Here is a 22,517-nt window from a genome sequence, read left to right as displayed (position 1 = left end):
CTTACTAACCTAGGATGGGTGAGTACTTACTAACTTGTCAACTGGAGGCCGCATGGGAACGCGCGATCAAATCCTCGACGCCGCCGCCGAGATCATGCGCAGCCGTGGGGTGGCCTTTGCCACGACCAAGGAGATCGCCAAGGCCGCAGGGTATTCCGAAGCCGCGCTCTACAAGCACTTCAGCGACAAGGAGGACATCATTCTCAACGTCCTCCGGCATCGAATGCCCGGCCCGATCGATGCCGGGCCCGAGCCGGGCGCGGCCACGGTCGAAGACAATCTCGCCGCCATGGCGTGGGGCGCACTGAGTTTCTATCAACAGTCGCTGCCGCTGCTCGGCGGACTGCTCGCGCACCCGGAACGGATGGCGGCACACCGTGATTCGATGAATCGTCACGGAGCAGGCCCTGGGCGTGCGATCGCAGGCATCGCGGGTTATCTGCGCGCCGAGCAGCAACTCGGTCGCGTCGATCCGGATGCCGATGCCGACACGGTCGCGGCGCTCCTCGACGGTACTTGCTTCCATCAGGCGTTCCTGCGGTTCTACGATGCGGGACCCGACGCGACGCCCGCGCCGCGCGAACTTGCCCGGAATCTCGCGCGGAGCCTTACCCGGGCGCTAGGTCCTGCGGCGGACACCGCACCTCGCAGCTGAGCTTCCTTGCCGATGTCCACAGCCTTGCCTTCAGCTCGCGCCGAGCGATGGTGAGATGGAGCACTCGCGCGGGGAAAGTGCACTGGGAAGGGGCCATCGTCCGGTTACCGTTACCTCTTCTAAAGATCTGTGGAGGCGTGATGAGGCGGGTTCAGTACGAGTGCAGCGGTGGTCCTGAGGTACTCGAGGTCGTGTCGGTCGAGATGCCGACGCCGGGCGCGGGCGAGCTTCTGGTCCGGGTCGATGCGATCGGGGTGACTCTGCCGGTCGTACGTAAGGTGCGCGAGCCGCGTGAGCCGATCGCGTTGGGTGGAGAGATCGCCGGCGAGGTGGTCGCGGTCGGGGAGAACGTCACCGGATACGCACCCGGCTATCGAGTGACCGGCCTCGCATTCGGTCACGGTTACGCCGAATACGCGCTGCTGTCGGTGGCCATGGCTTCGCCCATCCCCGATGGCGCCTCCGCCGTCGACGCTGTCGCGTTGGTACGAAGTGGACTCGTCGCATTGGGCGCGCTCGATGCCGCGAACCCGAAGGACGGCGAGTCCGCACTGCTCACCGCCGCCGCGAGCGGCGTAGGCCACCTTGCCCTCCAGCTGGCACGTGTCCGTGGCGCGACCCGCGTTGTCGCCGCGGTTTCCGATCTCGCGAAGGCGGATTTCGTACGCGACCTCGGCGCGGACGAAGTGGTCGAATACGGCCAGGAGTCGTGGGGCGAACCCGTCGACTACGCACTCGACGCAGTCGGCGGCGAACTCCTCACCCCCGCGATCGCGGCCCTTACACCGGGCGGACGTCTCATCACCTACAGCTCCGGCGGCGGCACCATCCAGGCCTACGACCTACTCGTCGGAGCCAAGTCGGTGACCGGCTTCCAGATGGCCCGGATCGCCCGCAATTCCCCTGACCTGTACGAGCACTGGCGCCAAGAACTCTGGCAATACTTCGCCTCCGGCCAACTCCGCCCCGCCGTCCACGCGGAATTCGCACTCGACGACGCCGCCGAAGCACACGCCGTCATCGAAGATCGCTCGAACCTCGGCAAGGTTGTCCTGATCCCCTGACCTCGGTCGTGAGGCCGCCGACCGGGTCGAACGGCAACGGCTCGAACAGTGCCTCCGCGTTCTGAACGCGTTCGATTCGCCTGGCTCGCTCGCCGGGGTCGGTCGTGAAAGGCCGCTGCCGTACGTCGGCGTCGCGCCGCGTAGACTCTCCTCTTCGTGAGTCTCACCCTCGGAATCGTCGGCCTGCCCAACGTCGGAAAGTCGACGCTGTTCAACGCGCTGACCAAGAACGACGTGCTTGCGGCGAACTATCCGTTCGCGACCATCGAGCCGAACGTCGGGGTGGTGCCGCTGCCGGATCCGCGGCTGGACAAGCTCGCCGGGATCTTCGGTTCCGAGCGCATCGTGCCCGCCGTGGTGTCGTTCGTCGATATCGCGGGCATCGTGAAGGGCGCCTCCGAGGGCGCCGGGCTCGGCAACAAGTTCCTCGCCAACATTCGCGAGGCCGACGCCATCTGTCAGGTGGTCCGGGTGTTCGCCGACGACGACGTGATCCACGTCGACGGCCGAGTCGACCCCACCGCCGACATCGAGGTGATCGAGACCGAGTTGATCATCGCCGACATGCAGACGCTGGAGAAGGCGATCCCGCGTCTGGAGAAGGAAGCCAGGGTCAAGAAGGACCGCAAGCCGGTTCTCGACGCCGCGAAGGCCGCCCAGGAAGTCCTCGACACCGGCGCAACCCTCTTCTCCGCCCGCGCGAAGCTGGACAGCGAACTGCTGAAAGAGCTTTCGCTGCTCACCACCAAGCCGTTCCTCTATGTCTTCAACGCCGACGAGTCGATTCTCACCGACGAGGCGAAGATCGCGGAACTGAAAGCCTCTGTGGCACCGGCAGATGCGGTCTTCCTCGACGCGAAGGTCGAATCCGAGCTCCTCGAACTCGACGACGAATCCGCGACCGAACTCCTCGAATCCATCGGCCAAACCGAACCCGGCCTGCACGCCCTTGCCCGCGCCGGCTTCCACACCCTCGGCCTCCAGACCTACCTCACCGCAGGCCCGAAAGAGTCCCGCGCCTGGACAATCCACCAGGGCGACACCGCCCCCAAGGCCGCAGGCGTCATCCACACCGACTTCGAACGCGGCTTCATCAAGGCCGAAGTGGTCTCCTTCGCCGACCTCGTCGAATACGGCTCCATGGCGGCAGCCAAGGCCGCGGGCAAGGTCCGTATCGAAGGCAAGGACTACATCATGGTCGACGGCGACGTCGTCGAATTCCGCTTCAACGTGTAGTTCCGCTGGTTGGCATAGTCAGCCGAGCAATTCGAGTGGACTCGACTGAGCTCGTCCGGTGTTCCGGGCGGGCTCCGTCGTTTCGGGCTGGCCATGTTGCTGTGGCGGTGAAGGTTGCAGCATCATTGCGATCCGCGGAAGCGCACCTTTTGCCTGATTTGACCTGATTCAGTGGGTTCAGTGTCGGATTCTGGCGGGCGGGCACCCTGTTCGCAACGTGGCGTGCCGCGACCCTGGACGATCGCGCGATCCACACCACCCATGCCGGTGAACTCTGTGTCGATGGTCCAGCTGACCACGATGTGGCCGCGATTGTGGCTGGTGCTGCCCGACGCGGCGCGAACCGAGGTGACGGCGGTCCAGGAACGGTGTGCCTCCGCCGCCCGCACCCCGGTGTGGGGCTTGGCCTATCTGGCGGTCGGCACGCCTGCCGCGGCCGATCCTCGCTGTTGCCGCCCATTCGCTCGTATCGGAGCGATACCCTTGAGCAGGGAGGTTCGGCGGAAGGGAAATAGTGTGGGGCAACTACGATACAAGGCCGCATCGCGCGTAGCCGCCATGTGATCGCCTCGGGCTGATCTCCGAGCTACCGATGCACGAGCCGATCGATCTGGTCGATACAGCTGAACGAACCCGCTCAGCGCTTGTCACTGTCGTGGCACTGTTTTCAGAGGCTTGGGCGTCCGGGTCCCCACCCGACCTGTCAGCGTACCTACCCCGTGAACCGGCTGAGCGGCGGACGATACTGATCGAACTGATCAAGATCGACCTCGAATACCGCTGGCTTCGCTATCACTTTCCCAAACGACTGATCGAATACCGTGCGGAATTTGCGGAGCTGCAAGATGGTCCGCTTCCAGCCGAGCTGGTCTACGAAGAATTCCACGCCCTGCGCCGCGGTTCGCACGCAGCCGATGCGGCTACCACGGTCACTGAGGTCACCGCTACTGCGGCCGGCCCCGAGCTCGCAGAGCTCACGAGCGACTACCGCAGCACGATAATTGCTCGTCCAAGTGCCCAAGTTGTTCTCGACGCCATCGATGTCGGCGACCATGTCGACGATTTCGACCTCCTGATGAGGGTCGGAGCCGGCGCCTTCGCCCAGGTGTATCTCGCTCGACAACAATCAATGCAGCGACTGGTCGCGGTCAAGATTTCCCACAACCACGGCATCGAGCCGCAGACCCTCGCCCAATTGGACCACGAATACATCGTGCGCATCTTCGACCAGCGACTCATCGCCGATGGCGAGCTGAAGCTGCTCTATATGCAGTACCTACCGGGGGGAACGCTGCTCGACGTGGTGCGCTTACTGCGCTCGACGCCTTCGGAACACCGCAGTGGGCAACTACTGCTCGATGCCATCGACGAGGTACTTGCCGATCGGGGCGAGGTCCGGCCCACCGAATCAGCTGTTCGGACACGGACCGCCGCACTGACGTGGCCGGAGACTGTCGCCTGGCTGGGCCGCCGACTCGCGGACGCGCTTCAGCACGCATCCGAACGAGGGGTGTTGCATCGAGACATCAAACCCGCGAACGTGCTGCTGAGCGCGGAGGGAATTCCGAAGTTGGCCGACTTCAACGTCAGCTCCAGCAAACGGATCAAGGGCACGAGTCCCCTGGCGTACTTCGGCGGGTCACTGGCGTACATGTCGCCCGAACAGCTCGAAGCCTGCCATCCGGACTTACCGGCGACCGCCGCCGACCTCGATACTCGAAGCGACATCTTCGCGCTGGGTGTCATGCTGTGGGAGTTGCTCACAGGGCGTCGCCCATTCGCGGACGAAAGGTCTGCCGGCGAATCGGAGACGTCGCTGGCCCGCATGCTCGAACTGCGACGCAGGCCCGTTGAGTCGAAGTTCCTGTCGGAGCTTCCGTCGGATTGCCCTATGGCGCTGCGCCGAGTGCTTCTGAAGTGTCTGTCGCCCGACCGCGAAGACCGCTACTCGTGCGGTTCGGAATTGGCCCAGCGGCTCGACTTGTGCCTCGAGGAGAGGGCCCGCGACCTTGTCTATCCGCCGCCGAACAGTTGGCAGGCGCGACTTTCGCGATGGCCCACCCCCATCCTGTGGTTATCTTCGCTGGTCGGCGTCAGCCTGGCTACGGTCTATATGGCTGTGCATGTCCAGGAACTGATGAGAGAGCGCCTGTCCGATGCCACCAACTCGCAGCTCGACAAGGGCGTCATCGTTTTCATCCTCTGTGCCTCGCCGCTGGCCGTCCTCATCTACGCATATATGTCGCGTGATTTGCTCGCGGTTCCTCGCGGCTTGCGCGATGGCAGACGCTACGACGAGGCAATGCTCGCGCGGGTGCGGTCGCGAACACTATTCTGGGGCGACCTGTGTGCGCTGAACACCCTGCTGACCGCGGTTTGCGCAACCGTGACGGGCGTGATGTTGCTTCGCTGGTTCACCGACCTTCCAGCGCGGCTGCTGGTGCATGCGGCGACGACCGTTCTGGTGGCGGGCACCATCTCCGTTGCCTACACGTTCTTCCTTTCCACGTTCTACGTCGTCCGCTGTGTCTATCCCATCTATTTGCGCCACGGCCTCACGACGGCGCACGACTTCGCCGTTCTTCGCGCGCTGCGTCGAAGAACCACGGTCTACCTCGCGGTGACGGCGTCGGTGCCGCTGGTCGGGGTGCTGGCCGGATTCAGCGCCCTCGAACCTGAGGAGCTTCCGCTCGTGCGCGATTCGGTTCTGGGGTTGTGCGCGGCCTCCGGGCTCGCGTTCGTCGCCGTCTATTGGTTGTTCAGGAAGCTGGATGCAGACCTGCGCGCGCTGCAGCGGGTGGTCTAGCAAATCAGCCGCGGCCTGCCGATGTTTGGCTTTCAGTCGGCCGCGCTTGATCGGATTCTGTTGATTGGAGCTGGATTTGGGGTGCGCGGCGGTGTCTGGTGGCGTTGTCGAGCGCCATCCTCGCTGTCGCCGACCGTGCGGACATCCTCGCCGAACTCCCGCGTATCGCGGTTCCGACGCTGGTCATGGTCGGTGCCGATGGAGAAAACGCAGCGAAGAATTTTCGCTATTCCCGCAGGTAGATCTTGCACATGCTGAGCGCTGGTGAGGCGCCTACGGGGTGTCGATGAGGACGTACAGGCTCGTGATCCTGCCTTCGCGCACGATGAGCACGTCACGGCCGGAAACGATCGCAGGCTGGCCGTCCACGCCCAGCGTCCAGCTGTAGGTGACGAGGTCCTGTGCCGATTGGATCGGTCCCGAGCGGGTGATCGTCGTGCCCGGAACTTGTGTATGGAGCCCAGAGATCGCCTCGGTCATCCCGCTGTGCCCCTGATAGGCGCTGCCAGGCTCGCCGACGAATACATCGGGCGCGTACACCTCTGAGACCGACTTGTCCCGATCAGGGCCGGCGGGTGCGTTCCAGGCGTTCAGGTGTGCCGTGATGAGGCTCTCGATCGAATCCGTCATTTCATTCCTCCTGATTGCTTGTCGCGTTAAGGCTGGATTTTCGTGTATTCCACCTCGGGTAGGCGTTTGGACGCACGGAAGTGCCTGTCCGACAAGGCATAATGAGACTTATCCAGGGTCCGAGAAGCTTTGTTGGAAGGCACTTCGTAGGTGAACAGTATCGCGGTTCGCCACGACTCGAAAGACCATCAGCCATGGACAGAGACCCGCAAAATCGAGCTAGGGTGTGGTGCGGTAGAACTCGGCTGCGGTGAGAGTGTCGGGGACACCGAGTTCGGCGGCGACCGCGGTGATCGCGGTGGCGCCGACAGCAAGGTCGGGTTGGCCGTCGGCGGTGAAATACGGTGCGATGAACGTCTTGCAATGGGCCCGGACTTCATCTGCGGTGTGTCGGCCGAGGAACGTCTGGAGATACCGCACCGTCGTGTCGGGTTCGTTGTGGATCACGTGCAGCGCGCGCCGATGGGCTCGTACGACGGCCTGGACCGCAGGGTCGTCCGGGCGGATGTAGGTGGGGTCGACGGCCACACCTACGGTGGGGATTTGGAAGTAGTCGCCGACCCAAGCCAGCACCTGCCAGCCTTGCTCGGCGGCTATTGCCTCCGGCGCCATCGTGCTGCCGACCAGGGCGGCATCGATTCTGCCATCGTGTAGCCAGCGCAGGTCCATGCTGTAATCGCCGGGCGAGCGGACGATGGTGTTGATGTCGCGGTCCGGGTCGAGACCGGCGCGGCGCAGCGCGATCCGGGCGAAGCAACCTGGCGCGGTGTGGGGGGCGTGTACCGCCAGCCGCAGGCCGGCCAGGTCGGCCAGGGAGGTCGGGCCGGGGCGGGCAAGGAACCAGAACAGCGGGCGGTGGGTGTTGACATTGAGTGCGACCCAAGGGATTCCATCGGCCAGCCGGAACAGCAGTGCCCGGCCGAGCCCGATGGTAGCGCCGCGGCGCAGCCGCTCCTCGTCCCAGGTGCAGCCGTCGCGCAGCGCGACGTGAACGCCCTCGTCGGCGTAGTAGCCCTGCTGGTCGGCGATGTAGGCAACCAGTTCTTCGTGCGATCCCCGCCCGACGTAGGCGAGATCGATCGTGTACATGAACGTTCCTCCTTCATCGGGTCACCGCGCTTGTCGTGTGCCGCGGGCCAGGCCGCTGTGGCCCATAGTGCTGAGGTGACGTGTGCCGGATGCGGCCCGGCCGTCGGTAGGACCTGGACGGTATGGCCCGTGTGCACAGGACAGTGAGACGTCAGTGCACGAGCACGTCGGTGCCGCCCCACGCCGCCTGGACCTGTTCGATCATGGTCTCGACCGCCGCTGTCTCGCGCACGTCGGCCTGCACCGCCATGGCCCGGCCGCCCGCGGCCTCGATGCCGGCCACGACGTCCTCGGCTGCCGCGCCGCTGTGGAGGTAATTGACCACCACACGCATCTCTCGCGCGGCCAGAAGGCGCGCGGTGGCGGCGCCGATTCCACTGCTGGCCCCCGTCACCAATGCCACCCTGCCGGTTTTCCCAGTCACGGTTCCACCTCCTGCTGATCATCGTGGGCAGTCGGCATGACCGAGCCGCCTAGACCACCGCGTTCACACGCTGCTCTACGTACTCGCGCAACATCGGATCGCCTCGCCCTGCCGCGATCAGCACGCCGCACATCACCTCGGGGACTCGAGATACAAACCTGGTTTCCATGGTTGCCCCCGCCCCCTACGCTGTCAAAGCGCATCTTCTGGGCATGCGGGCGTGTTCGGTGCGCCGTATCGAAGCCGGCGTTCGGCGCTAGACGTATTCGGCCTCGGAGCTCCTCGCGGTCGGCCAGCGCTCTTGCTCGGGTGGTCGTTGCCATAGGCTGGTGTGGTTGTGTTGCATGGCTTTCGAGCGGTGGCGCCTTCGCCTCGGGCTGGTCTGGAATGCGCGGCGACGGTCGGACGTCGATGGGGTCGAACTCCGCTTCAACGTGTAGTTCCGCTGGTTGGCATAGTCAGCCGAGCAATTCGAGTGGACTGAGCCCGTCCGTCGTTCCGGGCTGGCCTTGTTGCTGTGGTGGTGAAGGTTGCGGCATCATCGCGATCAGTGGAAGCGCACCTTTTGCCTGATTCGACCGTCGTACCGTTGCCTCGCACGCAACTAGACCGACGTGGCCGGGTCGAATCGCGGATGGGAAAGAGCGGCGTCGGATTATGGCAGAGGACCTGACCGTGACTCAGGTGCTGGTGATACCCGCGTCCGAGTTACGCGAGCGGTTCTCACGGTCGTCCGGTCCGGGAGGGCAGCACGTCAACACCACCGACAGCCGGGTGGAGCTGTCGTTCGACCTTGCCAACTCGCCCTCGGTGCCGGAGTGGCTGCGCACCCGGATGCTCGACCGCCTGGCCACCCGCCTGGTCAACGGGGTGCTCACGATCGCCGCATCGGAGCAGCGCGCACAGCTGCAGAACCGCGCGGCCGCCCGCGAACGCCTGGCCTCGTTACTGCGTGACGCCGCTGCCGCCCCGCCACCTGTTCGCCGCGCCACCAAGCCCTCGCGCGGAGCAAAGGAACGCCGCATCTCCGCGAAGAAGCGGCGCGGCGTCACCAAACGCAACCGCCGCGCTTCCCCCGACGACTAGCTGTACTGACCATGGACGTTGGTGTCGGGATCCGATCCCGGCTACTCGGCGTAGGGCTGGTCGGTTCCCTGGGCGCTGTAGCCGAGACTCCAGATATAGCCATCCGGGTCGGCGAAGGTGCCGCCGTACCCGCCCCACGGCAGCGCACCGGCGGGCTCGAGGATCGTGGCTCCGGCGTTCCGGGCCTCGGCCATGATCTCCTCGACCCGTGCCTCGCTGCGGACGACGTAGGTCAGAACCAGCCCGCTGAAACCGCTGCCTTCCGGATCCGTGCCCACCTGGGCGGCCAGACCCTCGCGACCGTAGAAGCCGACCGGCGAGGCGCCGTCGGAGTCGAAGAACACCGAGATGCCGAAGTCGTTCTTGATCTTCCAGCCCAGCCCCTCGGTGTAGAACTGCTTGGCCCGGTCCATGTCGCGGACACCGAGGAGGATCGAGCTGACGTGCGCTTTCATGCGTTACTCCTTGAATTGCGGATGTGTACGTGCCGGACATCGGCGCGTGTTCGCCGGTCAATCGGTATGACAGGCCGGATGGTTGGTGGAGAGCTTTCAGCGATCTTGGAGCAGACCGAGGATGTTGCCGTCGGTGTCGATGACCTCGGCGACTCGGCGGCCCCGGCCGACATCGCGCAGGGCCTGCTTCACCGTTGCGCCCGCGGCGGTCAGGTCGGCCAGCGTGGTCTCGATATCGGGCACCTCCCAGTAGATGACCGGGGTGGTGATGGCCTGCGGGCCACCGTCCGGAACCAGGCCGACGTGGTGACCGTCGATGTCGAAGCCGACGTAGTAGGTGCCTTCGATATTCGGCGGCACGCCGAGCAGGGCGGTGTACACCGCCGTGGCCGTGGCCAGGTCGGAGACGGGGTGCAGCACGGTCTTGATGCCCTTGGCTGCGGTGGCGGTCATGTCCACTCCTGTATGTCCTGTGTTTGTGCTGGTCGGTATGGGAAATACGTTATGTCCGGCGAAACGGCCTGACATCCGTGGTGACCACGGAGCGTGCCACTGAGGGGCCCACGGAGGTGCTCTCGCGCGTGCGAAACGGCCGTAAGTGAGAATGTGGGCGTGTCGAAGTCGAAGCTTGCCGCCGGGATCTCGGATCGTGAGGCCGAGGTGCTCGCCCTGGTTGGGCAACATCGCAGCAATGCCGAAATCGCTGCGCAGCTGTTCATTTCTGTGCGCACCGTGGAGACCCATGTGTCCTCACTGCTGCGCAAGGTCGGGGTGACGGATCGGCGGGCGCTGGCCGAACGGGCCGCCGAGTTCGACCGGGTCGAGGAGAGCGGCGCGGCGGCCGCCGTGTTGCCCTCGTCGCTGACCTCGTTCGTCGGCCGCGAGCGGGAACGCCGGACGTTGCGCGAGGCTGTGCGGGCGCATCGGCATGTGACCGCGCTGGGGCCCGGCGGAGTCGGCAAGACGCGGCTGGCATTGGCGGTCGCCGCGGACCTTGCCAATGAATTCACCGGCGGCGCATGGTTTGTGGACCTGGTGCCGGTGACCGATCCGGCGATGGTCGGGGCCGCGGTGGCGCGGGCGCTGGGGCTCGGTGAGCAGCAGGGGCGCAGTCTCGACGAGTCGGTGTCGGCCGCGCTGGCTGAGCGCCGGGTGCTGCTGGTTCTCGACAACTGTGAGCATCTGCGCGACGGGGTGGCGCCGTTCATCGAACACCTGCTCGCGAACTGTCCGAACGTGACTGTTCTGGCAACCAGCCGCGCGCGGCTCATGGTGCCGTTCGAGCAGGTCTTCACGGTGCCGCCGTTGTCGCTCGGCGATGACGCCGTGGCGTTGTTCCTGGATCGGGCCGCAGCGCTGGGCTGGCCCGTGGACGCCGAGCAGTTGGCTCGGGTGCACGAGATCTGCGGTCGGCTCGACGGGCTGGCGCTGGCCATCGAACTCGCGGCCGCTCGGCTACCCACTCTCGGACTCGACGGGCTCAGCGCGAGCCTCGCGGATCCGTTGCGACTCCTGGTCGGTGGCCGTCGTGCCGACGAACGGCATCGGTCCGTCCGGGCCATGCTGGATTGGAGCCAGGCGCTGCTGACCGCCGAGGACCGGTGCGTGCTGCGGCGGGTCTCGGTGTTCGCCGCGCCGTTCACCGCCGCCGACGCCATGGCGGTGGCCGGATCGCCGGAACTGGATCCGATCGCGGTCGCCGACGGGCTGGCTCGGGTCACCGAACAAAGCCTGCTGACCGTGGTGCGTTCCGCGCGCGGCACCCGGTATCGGGCATTGGAGACCATCCGCCGATACGAACGCGAAGAACTGGCCACCGCCGGTGAACTCGACGAAGTCCTTACGCGCCATTTGAATTGGTGTGCGGCGACCGCCGACGAGCTGGCCGCCGATCCCGCGCCGGCGACCCGCGACTGGCGCTCCGCGTTCGATGCCGCCGCCGACGATATGCGCGCGGCACTGACCTGGGCGGCAGTGCTGCCCAAGCGTCGGGCCGACGCGCACGCTCTGGCGATTTCCCTGGCGCAGTTGGCTTTTACCCGAAATCTGATCAGTGAATCCCAGCGACGCTACGAACAGGCGGCGGCGCTGACCGATGACCCGGTCTCGTCCGCTGCGGCGTTGCGGCGTGCCGCCGAGGTGGCCGGGTGCCGGATGCGCGGCGGGGACATGTACCGCCTCTACCGTGCCGCCGCCGAAACCATCGGCGGTGCAGGCGATTCCGCGGCGTCAGCCCGGGATCTTGCCACCGCCGCGATCACCGTCTTCCGCATGTCCGACACCTTGGCGCAGCCGGTTGCGGCGGGCGAGGCCGCGGCGCTGCTGTCCGAGGCGCGCGAACTCGCCGGTGCGGACCCAGCCGCACTTGCCGCCGTGGCCCTCGCCGAATGCGGTGTGCTCGCCGATCCCACCGTCGCCGAAGGCGAGTCGAAAACCGTTGCGCTCGAGGCGATCACGTCGACCGATTCCGCACGCACCGACCTACCCGAATCGGAAACGCCCGTCACTGTGGCGATTTCGCTCGCGCAACGGGCGGTAGAACTGGCCGATCGCACCGGCGACCCGCTCGCCCGCAGCGCGGCCCTCGACGCCCTCGCCGCGGCCCAGTGCTGGGCGGGGGATATCTTCGCCGCCGCCGAGACCACCCGTCGGCGAGGCGCCTTACTGACTTCCATGCCGCTGACGCCCGGCAGCGCCCTCGAACGCGTCAACGCGTTGTCCGAGGCGGCCGATATCGGAATCGGAGTCGGTGACCTGCGGGATTCCCGCCGCTGGGCCGAACAGCTGCGTGAGTTGCCGTTGCTGGCCGAGCGTGGTGATTTCGCCACCTCGGCGCTCCTGGTCGCGGACGCCCTGGCGGGCAACCTCGATGAAGTACTCACCGGCAGTGGACGATTCATCGACGCCTGGGAACTCTCCGGCCGTCCCTACGCCCCCGGTCTCGCCCCGGCCGCCGCAGCCGTCGCGATGGCTCACGGCCTGCGCGGCGACGACGCCTCGCGCGCCGAGTGGCTGGCCATCGTGGACACCCTCGGTGGCACGTCCGACCATCGGTTCGCCTATCGCGCCGTCTTCGACGCCATCGTGCTGCTCGACCATGGCCAACCCGAACGGGCACTGGCCGAACTGGCCACCGAGCCGGACGCATTGAACGAGCGCACCATCTGGATTTGGCGACACTGGTATGTCGCCCTGCGCGCCGAAGCCGCGGTCCTGGCCGGCCATCCGGATGCCCGCGGCTTCGTCGCCGCGGCTCGGACCACGGTGTCCGGCAACCCGATAGCCGGTCCGATCGTCGAGCGGGCCGCCGCCCTACTCGACGATGACCGCGGCCGGCTTCATGCCTTCGCGGCGGAATTCGAACGCGCCCACTGCCCCTACCAGCACACCAGGAGTCTGACCCTGGCCGCAGATGACAGGGCCTGATCGCCCAGCTCAGACCGCTTCCTCCCACACGAACCCGTCCGGGTCGGTGAAGGAACCGATGCCGCTGTTCATGACGATGCGGTGCGATCCGCTGCCTTCGAGGGAGACCCCCGCCTCCTTGGCGGCAGCCTTGCGTGGGTACAACGCCAGGGTGACCGGCGAGCCCGAATTCGCGAACTCGGCGTACTTGCCGCCGAAACTCCTCGACACCGTCAAGCCGCGATCGACATAGAACTGCTTGCTGGCCTTTACGTCCGCCACGCCCTGTAGCAACACCAGGTCATCGATCTCGCGGGTGAACGGGCCCACTTCCTTCTTCTTCGAGGTGGCGACCTTCCAGATCGTCCCCTCCGGCGCCTGCACCACCGCGCTGTAACCCCACAGGCTCTTCTTCGCGGGCTCGAGGACGGCGAACCCGGCCTCGACCGCGGTGCCGACGAGGCTGTCGACGGTGGAGGGCTGCGACACCACCAGCGACAGAATGAATCCACGGAAACCCGTCGTCGGCGTCTGCGAGGCCCGGAACCCGAGCCGGTCACCCAGTCCGAACGCGGCGTCATAGATCGCGGCGGCGGCCTGGGGATCGGCCACCTCGAGCTGAATGTTGATGTCGGTGCTGATGTTCGTGTTGATTTCCATGCTCATAACGCTAGGCATGGCCCGCGCCGGTCACATCCGTGTCGACCACGGAACACACCACTGAGACTCAGTCGGTGGCTCGCCCCCACCTCGATGTATCGAAGGTAACGATCACTCCGCTGATCTGGGGTTTTTGCGCTGGTTGGCATTGAACCGCGCCTTCTTCTGACGATTCCCGCATGTGTTCATGTCACACCATTTGCGGGTGCGACTTTGGCTGGTATCGAAGAAGGCGGCTCGGCAGGTCGGCGATGCGCACAAGGCCATTTTTCCGTCTCGTTCGCCTGCGATGATGCTGATCGCGTCGGCGGCGATTACGCCTAGGGCATCTTCTACGCAGGACGCGGAGCTGAGTCGCCATTGACGATTGCTCTCCGGCGTCAGGATGGCGGCCGCACGACCCTTAATGCTGCAGTCATTGATGACTTGGACAGCGGACGAAGGGAGAGCGTCGTGGATCGCGGTCGCTGTCGCGGCGGCGTGAATTGATTCCCTCAGTTCCCGAGCGAGTTCGAGCTGGGCGGTGGTGCAGGAGTCCACGGCGAGGCCGTTCACTGCCAGCCAGTCGACGAGTCGCTGCGGCGTGGGAATGCGCTCCACAGCGTTGCCATGACGCTCCGTCAGGGTCGCCGTGAAGCTGGTCGCCAGCACGTTACCGAGGCGAAAGTCGGGGGACTCGGCACGCATGGAACCACCTTAGCAGGTTGCATCCTGGCATGAGGGCATGTTAGAACCGTCTAAGACGGTTCGCGATGGGGCGTGGCCGGTTCCGCATTGACCAGGAGGTACGAAATCTCATGAGCCGTCCAACCAGCGACGTGCAAGCATTCGAAGCCCACGCAACTGACGCTGACCTCGACGATCTGCGCGCGCGATTAGCCGCGGCGCGACTGCCGGAAGCTGAGACGGTCTATCGCGCCGCGCCTGACCCTCGCCGATGGGAACAGGGCGTCCCTCTCGCCGACCTCGTCGACGTCGTGAACTACTGGCGCACCGGGTACAACTGGCGGTCGTTCGAAGAGCGCCTCAACCGTATCGGCCAGTTCCGCACGACCATTGATGATCTGGGAATCCACTTCCTGCACTGCCGATCCGCGCGCGCAGATGCCACTCCTCTGATCTTGACGCACGGGTGGCCGGGCAGCATTGCCGAGTTCATCGATGTAGTAGATGAGCTGGCAGATCCGAAAGATGCAGGCGCGCCGGCGTTCAACGTCGTGGTCCCGTCGTTACCAGGCTTTGGTTACAGCGACAAGCCGGCCACCACCGGGTGGGGAACCGAAAAGATCGCGGCCGCATGGGTGGAACTGATGGGAAGGCTCGGCTACAGCAAGTTCGCAGCCCACGGCGGCGACTGGGGAGGCAATATCACCACGGTCCTCGGCGGCAGGTTCCCGGCGCACGTTCTCGGCATCCACACAACGTTCGCGGAGGGACCGCCCGGGTCGACAACGGACGGGCTGACGGCGGTCGAGCGCAAGTGGACCGAGGAAACCCGCGATTTCTGGCGCCACCGCGCGGCGTACGCGAAGCAGCAGGCGACCCGACCACAAACCATCGGCTACTCGCTCGTCGACTCACCGGTCGGGCTTCTCGCCTGGATCCTCGACAAGTTCGCCGAGTGGACAGATACCGAAGATAGCCCGTTCGAGAGGATTTCCAGAGACCGCGTTCTCGACGACGTCACCCTGTATTGGCTGACGCGGACCGGCGCATCATCGGCCCGCATCTACTACGAAAGCCACAACTCGCTGGACCCGGAACTCCGGGTCGACGTCCCGTCAGCAATCACTATGTATCCCCGCGACATCGAGAAGTGTCCGCGCGCCTGGGCACAGGAGCGGTACCGACAGATCGTCCGATGGAGGTCGCCCGAAATCGGGGGACATTTCCCGTCGCTGGAGGTTCCCGAGTATTTCGTCAAGGATCTGCAAGAAGGCCTCGCGGCAGTGCTGGCCCCGGTCAGGCGGGCCGGCTGCGGTCTAGACGTGGATGCACCGCTGTGCCCACACCCCTGATACGACGTCCAAGGTCCATTCCTTGCGCCATCCGAAGGGCATGGTATCCACATGTAGGCCGGGCTCGCGTTCGATAAGGCGCGAGTGCAGGCCGCTCAATATTGTCTGCGAATGGGTCGAATCCGCCGGTAGTTTCGATAGTCCGGCGAAACCGTTGATGACGAGTTGTTTCACTCCGGTGTTCCGCACGGCCTTGCCGAGGGCCTTTGCCGCGCGAGCCACCTGTTTGGTTGTGTCCTCGGCCTCCACCGCAACCAGGAGAAACAAACAGTTGTCATACGACACTGGCAGGTTGATTTTCTCTGGATCGAGCTCCACCGCGACCGGGGTCGGCGACTTGACAACGAATTCGAAGGTCCGGCACTGGAGCGAAAAAATCAGCACGACCATCCCATCAACAGCTTCTGCGTCACGACGAAGCGTTCGTGCCCGGAGGATCGTATCGTCCGGTCCGGCACGACCGAGTCCCCGTGGGCGGGAAGATTTTACGGGTGCGCTCGGTGTCCTGTCGAAGTCCTCCCGCGTTGAGCTCCGGCCGGGGTCGACGCCGACGGTAGTCGCGCGGGCGAACGCCATTTACCCACGTGGTTGTGACCGGCCGACGGTATCGGCGGTAGCCCACAGAAGTCCGCACGCGAATGGCCGCAGAGCACGGTTCGGTCGAATGGCGAGTAAAATCTTGCAGGTCAAGCCGTGTTCGATGCGATTTACGAGCGCGGTGTTCTGCCGATGATCGGACGGTGAGCAGTAAGTATTCATTGAGGCCGAATCATTTTCGGAGGATTAATTATGTTCCGCTTTGCGCTTTTCTTCGCAACCACTATCACGGGCGTCGCCGCTGCGTTGACTGTCCCGCTCGCTGCGCAGGCAGATCCCGATGGCTTCGACGCCCCGGGTACCCCCTGCGGCACCAACATGGTCATCAACACGCACTTCGACTGCGTGCAGCTCGGCAGCTTCTGCACGCTGTCCGACGGCATGATCATCGGGACCATCGGCCCGGATGGTCGCTGCGTCATCCCGGGTACAAATATCTGACCGCAGCGCCAGCGACTACGTCGGCGTGAACTGGCTTGTCGTGAACTCCGCACCCTGCGGGTCGCGGATCAGTGCGTCCTTGGTCCATTCGGTGTCTGTGGTCGCGAGGACGGTTGCGCCGAGCCGGGTTGCGGCAGAAACAGTTTCGTCGCGGTCGGCCACGGTGAAAGTGACATGCCAATGGGGTGTCTCGGACTTCCGGGTAGAAGTGAGCCAGCCGATGGCATCGGCGAATCCAGGGGGCGCCATGACGGCGGATTGGCGTTCGTGAATGCCGGGGTCGACGGTGGCGGCCAGGTGGTCGCCGTAGCCGGGGCGGCGGATCATTGTCGCGAAGCCGATGTCATCGATGGACCATCCGAATACCTTGGCGTAGAAGGAACTCGATGCGGCCGGGTCGACGGTGTGCAGGTCGCTGAAGTTCCATGCGCCGGGCGCGTTGGTGACCTGGGCTCCGGGGCGGCGTTCGGCTTGCCACAGCCGGAACTCGACGCCGGCTGGGTCGCTGCAGGTGGCCGCGATTCCGCCCTCGCCAGCGGCCGTGGGCGGTGTAAGGATGCGTCCGCCGGAGTTCGTGACCAGGTCGGCTGAGGCCTGTGCGTCGTCGACCGCGACATAGGTGTTCCATGCGGATGCGGTGGGTTCGGCCGCCGTTGGCTCGGCGGGGCCTGCGATGCCCGCTACATCCTTGCCGTCGAGTTGTGCGATGACATACCGGAATGGCGCACCCGGTGGCGTCGCATCGGCGAAGCTCCAGCCGAACAACGCATCATAGAAGGCCGTCGCCGCGGCGACGTCGTTCTGTTCGAGGTCGATCCAGGACGTCACTCCCGCGGGATAGGTCCGCACGACGGTCATCAGCCGCTCCCTTCGCTCGTTGGTATGAACATAGGCGCAGATACCGACCGCGTCTGCCTTTCAGCGCTCTCGTGGATAGGTCTTCACTACCGTGCCGTCGACATCCGCTGCCAGGTATGCGGCGCCGTAATCATCGGTCAGGTACACCATGATGGTCGGGCGTTCCTCATTGAAAGTCCAAGCAGGGTCGACGATTACATAACGGAGAGTCGGGCTAGGGACATTCAGTTGATCCTCGGCGGCACGCATAAGGGTCGGAAGAATGTCCCAGTCGATCGAGCGCAAGCTGACCGTTGACTTTCCCGACATTTGGCCGCCCGCGCCACTGCGACTACCTACTCCGTTTCGGTAGGTGTATTCATCGTAGATTTTCGGCTTGCCGGAGACCGGCGCGCCGACATTGGCGTAGGCCGGATAAAACGTCGCCTCGGTGAATTCTTGCCCACCGGTCACCTTTTCCAGTGCGGTGATCGCGTCTCGAATGCCGTCGGGGGTGAGCAGGTCCGGGGTTTCTTCGGTCACCGGTACCGCGGGGGGCGTTGCGCCGGAGAGCCCAGGTTGGCTGGTACCGGGTGTTCGGCTGGGAGCGGCTTGGTCTGCGGTCGAGTCGGGACGAAGCGACACTGCCACGACTATGGCCGTGGCAATGGCCGCCGCCGCGATTGCTACCACGATCCAGCGTCGCCGCTGCTGGGACGGGCGGCCCGCGTCGAGGTGATTTCGGTCCGACGGTGGCGAGATCTGGCCTGAAGGCATGGGGACGGCGGGCGGCGGATACGTGTACGCCCGCGCCATGGGTGGGTGGCCCGGCGCCGAGGGAGCGGTTGCCTGCGCGAGCATCCAATCGAGCTGCTCGGGCGGTGGGCGGTGGCTCGGGTCGGGCACCAGCAGCGCTTGCAGCGCCTCGGTCAACGGGCCGCAGCGTTGCGGCGGCGGAACCTCGCCTTTCAGGACGGCCGCGAGCGTGGCGACGGTGGTGTCGCGGCGCATCGGGTGGTAGCCCTCCACGGCTACATAAAGCACCAGCCCGAGCGACCACAGATCGGAGGCGGGGTTGCCCTCCTGGCCGCCGAGCCGTTCCGGCGCAACGTAATCCAGCGAGCCGACCACACTGCCGGTGGAGGTGAGCCCGTTCAACCCGTTGATCGCCGCGATACCGAAGTCGGTCAACACCGGCGTGCCGTCCTCACGCATGAGCACATTCGCGGGCTTGATATCGCGGTGCAGTACGCCGACCACGTGCGCGGCACGTAGCGCGGCGAGTATGCCGCGGCCGATCTGTGCCGCTCTGGCCGGGTCCATCGGGCCCTCGGCGAGGTGTTCCGCGAGCGTGCGCCCACGAATCAGCTCCATGACGATCCATGGATGCGCGCCAGCATCCGAATCCACGATGTGATGCACGGTCACCACATTCGGATGACCGATCCTGGCCAGCGCCCTCGCCTCCCGCAGCACTCGTTCACGCTGCACATCGGGCAGGCTCGTGTCACCACCCGCCTCGGCCGCCCGCACCTCCTTCAGCGCCACCTCGCGCTGTAGGGCGAGGTCGTAGGCGCGCCACACCGTCCCCATCCCGCCGCTGCCGAGCGGTTCGAGCAACTCGAAGCGCCCGTCGACCACTGTCTGCCCGGAAATCACCGCGTCAGCCTATGGGTATCGCCGCTCATGAGCCACTCGGTGAACACCACGATTTCGGGGCCCGATTCGGCGACCGGCCGTGTCGTCCGCGCTGAGACCGAATTCCCACATTGCCTTCTACGCTGACTCTTGTTGATCAGGACGTACCACTTCCAATTCGAGAAGGGGCTACACATGATTTACAAGTTCGCGACTGCCGGTGCGGTCGGAGTTCTTACCGCCTCGGCCATGATGTTCACTGCCGGTGGGGCTGCGGCTGCACATCCTTCTGAATACGGTGCCGCCTCCGTGGTTATGACTCGATTCGCCCCTGCGGGCGACGCGGGTGTTGCCGGTGAAGGCGAGCAGGGTGGCGAGAGCGGCAACGGCACAAGCGAGAACGGCACAAGCGAGAACGGCACAAGTGAGAACGGCGCGAGCGAGAACAGCGCGAGCGAGAACAGCATTAGCGAAAACGTCAAGGACGAGGACGAAAAGGGTTCCGACGGAAAAGGCGCTGACGGTAAAGGTAAAGGTAAAGGTAAAGGGAAAGGGAAAGGCAACGGAGCCAGCGGCGGTAAGGGTGAAATGCCCAGTACCGGCAGCAGCGCAGGTACGAGTCCGGGCGCAGAAAACTAGCGGCCCGCTATGCGCTGACAACGTCTTCGCCCGCTCGATGGGGCACTCGCCCCGCCGATCCGCATACCTTGATCGGCGGGGCGGTCCTTGCGCCGCCAATAGACCTCGCCGCCGCTTCGGCTGCGGTCACGGACTGTATGGGCGGGCTAACCTCGGCAAGGCGGGGCTGATGCTGAGGAGGGTGCGGTGCGGCGAGGGGCAGGGGTAGGCGCGGCTGTAGCGGCGGTATTGGTGTGGGGCGAGGTCGAACATTGGTGGGCGTCGCGGACGGCGTTGGGGGAGCATCGATCGGTGCCGCCGGAATCCGAAGTGATTATCGTGCTCGGTTTCGCCAATCGCAGCGAGGATCGGGCAAATGCGCTCAACCGGTGGCGGGTTCGCGCTGGGCTTCGTTCGGTGGACCCCACGGTGCCGAACAGTCGGCTGGTCTTTTCCGGGACGACAAGGCCAGGTGGATCTGTTTCGGAGGCCGAGCTCATGGCGCGTTACGCATTGCGGGAGTGTGGGACTTCGAGCGAGCGGATCCAATTGGAAGGGCTGTCTCACACGACATGGGAGAATATTCAATACTCGATTCCGTTCATGGAGGACGCGGACTCGATCAAGATCGTTTCGAATCCCTTGCACGCGTTGCGCGGTCGTCTCTATCTGAGACGTCAGCGTCCGGATCTGGCCCGGAGGCTTCGGCGTGCTTCCGACTACCGGTTCGGCGAGAAGTGCTGGATCAAACCGTTTTTCGCTGTGTACGGCCTGCTGGACTTGGCTCGAATGCGTAAAGACACGCGGATGCGGGCCGCACAGTTCGGTGCGTGATCGCAACGCCCACCGTCAGTGGCGTACCGAGCTGGATGAGCCGCTGCGCGGCACCGATCGGCAGCTGCCGTAGCAGCAGCCGAGCTGACCGCTGTCGTGGCTGGTAACGGCCGGCGAAGGCTGCGCTGGGCGGGATGGATTGCGGCCCGACATGTTTGGTCTACGAGCCGGTGGACAGCAGCTGGTTGAAGAAGGTGCGATAGCCGCGCAGCGCTTGGCGCAGGTCCTCGGTGTTACCGTCCTCGAAACGTGACCACCGGTCTTCGAGCATTTTCTTGCGTTCTGCGTACGTCGCGGTCAGTTGCTGAATAGTGGTGAGGACGAGTTCATCGGCCTGTGTCACCGTTTCTTGCGGGCTGTCGACGAAATTGACCTGCAATTCACGCCATCGAGTACGCAACTGCTCGATATCGGCCTGCGCGAACAGTGGTGCGGCGGGGTCACCGTCCGGCGATGCCCCTCGGCCGTTGTGCTCCGGCTGGTCCGCTGCTCGATCGGCAACAGAGTCGGTGGTTTCGTCGGCATCTGTGGTCGAATATCCTTGCGACACAGTGTCTTCTGACGTCTCTTGCTGATTTCGGTCCTGTTCGGTGCTCATGATACCGCGTCCTTATTGGTGTCGGCTCGGCCGTCGAGTAAGTCCTGGAACAGTTCTCGGTAGTGCACGATCGCGGTGCGCATGTCTTCGGTCGACACGGCCTCGGTGGGCATCGTCTCGGTCGACACAGACCCCGTCTGTGCCTTGAGGTCGGCCTGTCTTGTCGTGATCTCGTGGGCGGTGCGGTAGTGGCCGAGCACTGTCGCGTGCTGCACGGAAAGATCGGCCAGCCGCTGGTCGTAATCCTCAGTGGGATAGCCACGTTCGGCCATGACCGTGGTCACCAGCCGGTCGGCCTCGGTCAGCGTCTCCGCCGGTGTGTCCACGAACCGTTCCTGCACTTCGGCCCACTGGCGCACGTAGCGCTGCTTTTCCTCGTCCGACAATTCCCGCAGATCGAAATCCGAGTGCCTGCGCTCTCTTTCGGCCAACTCTCGTTCGGCCCGCCTGCGGTCCTCGGATTCCTCGACGGTCCGGTCGTACTCGGGACCGAACTTGCTGCGTAGGCGTCGACTGCGCTGCATCGGCCACAATCCCAGGGCCCCCGCCGCAACCGCGATCACTATCACCGCGATCACTACTACCAACAATCCAGCAGACATCTGATCCTCCTCGCCGAGCCTGTTGTAGTTGCTCACGTAATGCCTCGCCGCCGGGCATTCAAACCCTCGATGTCGACCCGCTATCGACATTCAGCGCGAGTTCCGCAGCCGCGCTGAGCAATTCAGCTCCACAGATTCTTTTGATACCCGGCGAACATCAGGGCAGCACTGAACCCTGGACAGCGGAGATGGATTCGCCGAGCAGCAGCAAGTGACTGCTCACCGCACCCGCTGGTTCCGCCGTTGCTACGGCATCACCTGGGCGTCTACCTACTGCGCGTAGTCGCGCCGACCCGCCGTAGTCCTGAAGCGTCGATTATCTGGCGCACGGTGGGCGCGGCCATGGGTTGTCTTCGACGTGTTCGATGGACTCGTTGAAGCGGGCGATCAGGGTGCTCAGTTGCTGGACGTCGGCGTCGGCCCAGTCGGCGACCACGGCGCCGATGCCTTCTTGGCTTTGGGCCCGATCGGCGGCGACCAGTTCCAAGCCCTTGTCGCTGGCCCGGATCTTGCGTGCGATTCCGCCGTCCGGATCGGGCACTCTCTCCACGAGGCCCTGCTTGAGCATGGCGCCGACCTGGCGGTTGATCGTGGAGATGTCGAGCTGGAAGGCCTCCGACAGCTCGCGCAGGCTGAGCGGGGAATCTATCTCCAACCTGCTCAGCAGGAGGTAGGCCGAGCGGTCGAGCTGGAACCCCGGTCGGCGCAGCAGTGACGCGGGGAAGTGCCGGGAAAGCAGGGTCAGCTCGAAAACGAGGCGCGAGAGCGCGGCGCTTTCTTCGGGACCTGGTGCTGGCATGGCCAACACTATGTCGCCCTAATCA

Annotated in this window: 25 protein-coding genes; 11 read left to right on the top strand and 14 right to left on the bottom strand. The window is 65.0% G+C overall.

The window, feature by feature from the left end:
* Positions 1-52 precede the first annotated feature (52 nt).
* The 3 genes from ACLMAJ_RS01495 (at position 53) to ychF (ending at position 2,955) form a co-directional block, all read left to right on the top strand.
* Positions 53-655 carry a TetR/AcrR family transcriptional regulator gene (locus ACLMAJ_RS01495; protein ID WP_412011604.1) on the top strand — a complete coding sequence of 201 codons (603 nt, stop codon included), beginning with the start codon at positions 53-55 and terminating at the stop codon, positions 653-655.
* A gap of 140 nt (positions 656-795) precedes the next feature.
* Positions 796-1,719, top strand: coding sequence for a quinone oxidoreductase family protein (locus ACLMAJ_RS01490; protein WP_412011603.1), 924 nt, complete (start codon positions 796-798; stop codon positions 1,717-1,719).
* A 156-nt stretch (positions 1,720-1,875) separates the two neighbouring features.
* On the top strand, positions 1,876-2,955 hold the full coding sequence (gene ychF, locus ACLMAJ_RS01485) for a redox-regulated ATPase YchF (protein ID WP_412011602.1): 1,080 nt from the start codon (positions 1,876-1,878) through the stop codon (positions 2,953-2,955).
* Between the two features lie 712 nt (positions 2,956-3,667).
* On the opposite strand, the gene ACLMAJ_RS01480 is transcribed toward ychF, so the two are convergent.
* A complete protein-coding gene (locus ACLMAJ_RS01480; protein ID WP_412011601.1) occupies positions 3,668-4,078 on the bottom strand; it encodes a hypothetical protein in 411 nt (136 codons plus the stop codon).
* A 6-nt stretch (positions 4,079-4,084) separates the two neighbouring features.
* Here ACLMAJ_RS01480 and ACLMAJ_RS01475 point away from each other — a divergent pair, with 6 nt between their 5' ends.
* Positions 4,085-5,761, top strand: a complete 1,677-nt coding sequence (locus ACLMAJ_RS01475) for a serine/threonine-protein kinase (RefSeq protein WP_412011600.1) — start codon at positions 4,085-4,087, stop codon at positions 5,759-5,761.
* A gap of 98 nt (positions 5,762-5,859) precedes the next feature.
* Positions 5,860-6,003, top strand: a complete 144-nt coding sequence (locus ACLMAJ_RS01470; RefSeq protein ID WP_412011599.1) for a hypothetical protein — start codon at positions 5,860-5,862, stop codon at positions 6,001-6,003.
* Positions 6,004-6,034: 31 nt separating this feature from the next.
* On the opposite strand, the gene ACLMAJ_RS01465 is transcribed toward ACLMAJ_RS01470, so the two are convergent.
* The 3 genes from ACLMAJ_RS01465 to ACLMAJ_RS01455 all read right to left on the bottom strand — a co-directional run bounded on the left by ACLMAJ_RS01465 (position 6,035) and on the right by ACLMAJ_RS01455 (position 7,904).
* Positions 6,035-6,391 carry a nuclear transport factor 2 family protein gene (locus ACLMAJ_RS01465; RefSeq protein WP_412011598.1) on the bottom strand — a complete coding sequence of 119 codons (357 nt, stop codon included), beginning with the start codon at positions 6,389-6,391 and terminating at the stop codon, positions 6,035-6,037.
* A gap of 219 nt (positions 6,392-6,610) precedes the next feature.
* A complete protein-coding gene (locus ACLMAJ_RS01460) occupies positions 6,611-7,480 on the bottom strand; it encodes an ABC transporter substrate-binding protein (RefSeq protein ID WP_412011597.1) in 870 nt (289 codons plus the stop codon).
* Positions 7,481-7,631: 151 nt separating this feature from the next.
* On the bottom strand, positions 7,632-7,904 hold the full coding sequence (locus ACLMAJ_RS01455) for an SDR family NAD(P)-dependent oxidoreductase (protein ID WP_412011596.1): 273 nt from the start codon (positions 7,902-7,904) through the stop codon (positions 7,632-7,634).
* Positions 7,905-8,561: 657 nt separating this feature from the next.
* Here ACLMAJ_RS01455 and arfB point away from each other — a divergent pair.
* Positions 8,562-8,990, top strand: a complete 429-nt coding sequence (arfB, locus tag ACLMAJ_RS01450; RefSeq protein ID WP_412011595.1) for an alternative ribosome rescue aminoacyl-tRNA hydrolase ArfB — start codon at positions 8,562-8,564, stop codon at positions 8,988-8,990.
* Between the two features lie 41 nt (positions 8,991-9,031).
* On the opposite strand, the gene ACLMAJ_RS01445 is transcribed toward arfB, so the two are convergent.
* Positions 9,032-9,445 carry a VOC family protein gene (locus ACLMAJ_RS01445; RefSeq protein ID WP_412011594.1) on the bottom strand — a complete coding sequence of 138 codons (414 nt, stop codon included), beginning with the start codon at positions 9,443-9,445 and terminating at the stop codon, positions 9,032-9,034.
* Between the two features lie 96 nt (positions 9,446-9,541).
* Entirely contained in the window at positions 9,542-9,898 is a 357-nt protein-coding gene (locus ACLMAJ_RS01440; protein WP_412011593.1) for a VOC family protein, read from the bottom strand.
* Positions 9,899-10,057: 159 nt separating this feature from the next.
* Here ACLMAJ_RS01440 and ACLMAJ_RS01435 point away from each other — a divergent pair, with 159 nt between their 5' ends.
* Positions 10,058-12,871, top strand: a complete 2,814-nt coding sequence (locus ACLMAJ_RS01435) for an ATP-binding protein (RefSeq protein ID WP_412011592.1) — start codon at positions 10,058-10,060, stop codon at positions 12,869-12,871.
* A gap of 9 nt (positions 12,872-12,880) precedes the next feature.
* Here the strand turns inward: ACLMAJ_RS01435 and ACLMAJ_RS01430 are convergent, their stop codons facing one another.
* Entirely contained in the window at positions 12,881-13,510 is a 630-nt protein-coding gene (locus tag ACLMAJ_RS01430; RefSeq protein WP_412011591.1) for a glyoxalase, read from the bottom strand.
* A 111-nt stretch (positions 13,511-13,621) separates the two neighbouring features.
* A complete protein-coding gene (locus ACLMAJ_RS01425) occupies positions 13,622-14,197 on the bottom strand; it encodes a CGNR zinc finger domain-containing protein (RefSeq protein ID WP_412011590.1) in 576 nt (191 codons plus the stop codon).
* Positions 14,198-14,307: 110 nt separating this feature from the next.
* Between ACLMAJ_RS01425 and ACLMAJ_RS01420 the strand changes: the two genes are divergently transcribed.
* Positions 14,308-15,528 carry an epoxide hydrolase family protein gene (locus ACLMAJ_RS01420; protein WP_412011589.1) on the top strand — a complete coding sequence of 407 codons (1,221 nt, stop codon included), beginning with the start codon at positions 14,308-14,310 and terminating at the stop codon, positions 15,526-15,528.
* Here the strand turns inward: ACLMAJ_RS01420 and ACLMAJ_RS01415 are convergent.
* Positions 15,493-15,912, bottom strand: a complete 420-nt coding sequence (locus ACLMAJ_RS01415) for a threonyl-tRNA synthetase editing domain-containing protein (protein ID WP_412011588.1) — start codon at positions 15,910-15,912, stop codon at positions 15,493-15,495. The genes ACLMAJ_RS01420 and ACLMAJ_RS01415 overlap by 36 nt on opposite strands.
* A gap of 405 nt (positions 15,913-16,317) precedes the next feature.
* Here ACLMAJ_RS01415 and ACLMAJ_RS01410 point away from each other — a divergent pair, with 405 nt between their 5' ends.
* Positions 16,318-16,566 carry a hypothetical protein gene (locus ACLMAJ_RS01410; RefSeq protein WP_412011587.1) on the top strand — a complete coding sequence of 83 codons (249 nt, stop codon included), beginning with the start codon at positions 16,318-16,320 and terminating at the stop codon, positions 16,564-16,566.
* 15 nt (positions 16,567-16,581) lie between these two features.
* Here ACLMAJ_RS01410 and ACLMAJ_RS01405 read toward each other — a convergent pair whose 3' ends face one another.
* Positions 16,582-17,424: a VOC family protein gene (locus ACLMAJ_RS01405; protein ID WP_412011586.1), complete on the bottom strand. Its 843-nt coding sequence runs from the start codon at positions 17,422-17,424 to the stop codon at positions 16,582-16,584.
* Positions 17,425-17,484: 60 nt separating this feature from the next.
* Positions 17,485-19,062, bottom strand: a complete 1,578-nt coding sequence (locus tag ACLMAJ_RS01400; protein ID WP_412011585.1) for a serine/threonine-protein kinase — start codon at positions 19,060-19,062, stop codon at positions 17,485-17,487.
* Positions 19,063-19,236: 174 nt separating this feature from the next.
* Between ACLMAJ_RS01400 and ACLMAJ_RS01395 the strand changes: the two genes are divergently transcribed.
* Positions 19,237-19,680 carry a hypothetical protein gene (locus ACLMAJ_RS01395; RefSeq protein ID WP_412011584.1) on the top strand — a complete coding sequence of 148 codons (444 nt, stop codon included), beginning with the start codon at positions 19,237-19,239 and terminating at the stop codon, positions 19,678-19,680.
* A 186-nt stretch (positions 19,681-19,866) separates the two neighbouring features.
* Entirely contained in the window at positions 19,867-20,493 is a 627-nt protein-coding gene (locus ACLMAJ_RS01390) for a YdcF family protein (RefSeq protein WP_412011583.1), read from the top strand.
* Between the two features lie 160 nt (positions 20,494-20,653).
* On the opposite strand, the gene ACLMAJ_RS01385 is transcribed toward ACLMAJ_RS01390, so the two are convergent.
* From ACLMAJ_RS01385 to ACLMAJ_RS01375, 3 genes are all read right to left on the bottom strand, one after another.
* Positions 20,654-21,091, bottom strand: coding sequence for a hypothetical protein (locus ACLMAJ_RS01385; protein ID WP_412011582.1), 438 nt, complete (start codon positions 21,089-21,091; stop codon positions 20,654-20,656).
* Positions 21,088-21,693: a hypothetical protein gene (locus tag ACLMAJ_RS01380; RefSeq protein WP_412011581.1), complete on the bottom strand. Its 606-nt coding sequence runs from the start codon at positions 21,691-21,693 to the stop codon at positions 21,088-21,090. Before ACLMAJ_RS01380 ends, ACLMAJ_RS01385 begins: the two co-directional genes overlap by 4 nt.
* 316 nt (positions 21,694-22,009) lie before the next feature.
* On the bottom strand, positions 22,010-22,492 hold the full coding sequence (locus tag ACLMAJ_RS01375) for a MarR family winged helix-turn-helix transcriptional regulator (RefSeq protein ID WP_412011580.1): 483 nt from the start codon (positions 22,490-22,492) through the stop codon (positions 22,010-22,012).
* Positions 22,493-22,517 lie beyond the last annotated feature (25 nt).

Source organism: Nocardia arseniciresistens (assembly GCF_046764875.1).
Classification (GTDB): domain Bacteria; phylum Actinomycetota; class Actinomycetes; order Mycobacteriales; family Mycobacteriaceae; genus Nocardia; species Nocardia arseniciresistens.
The sequence above is the reverse complement of the archived record's forward strand: the minus strand, read 5'-3'. Positions and strand labels throughout refer to the sequence as shown.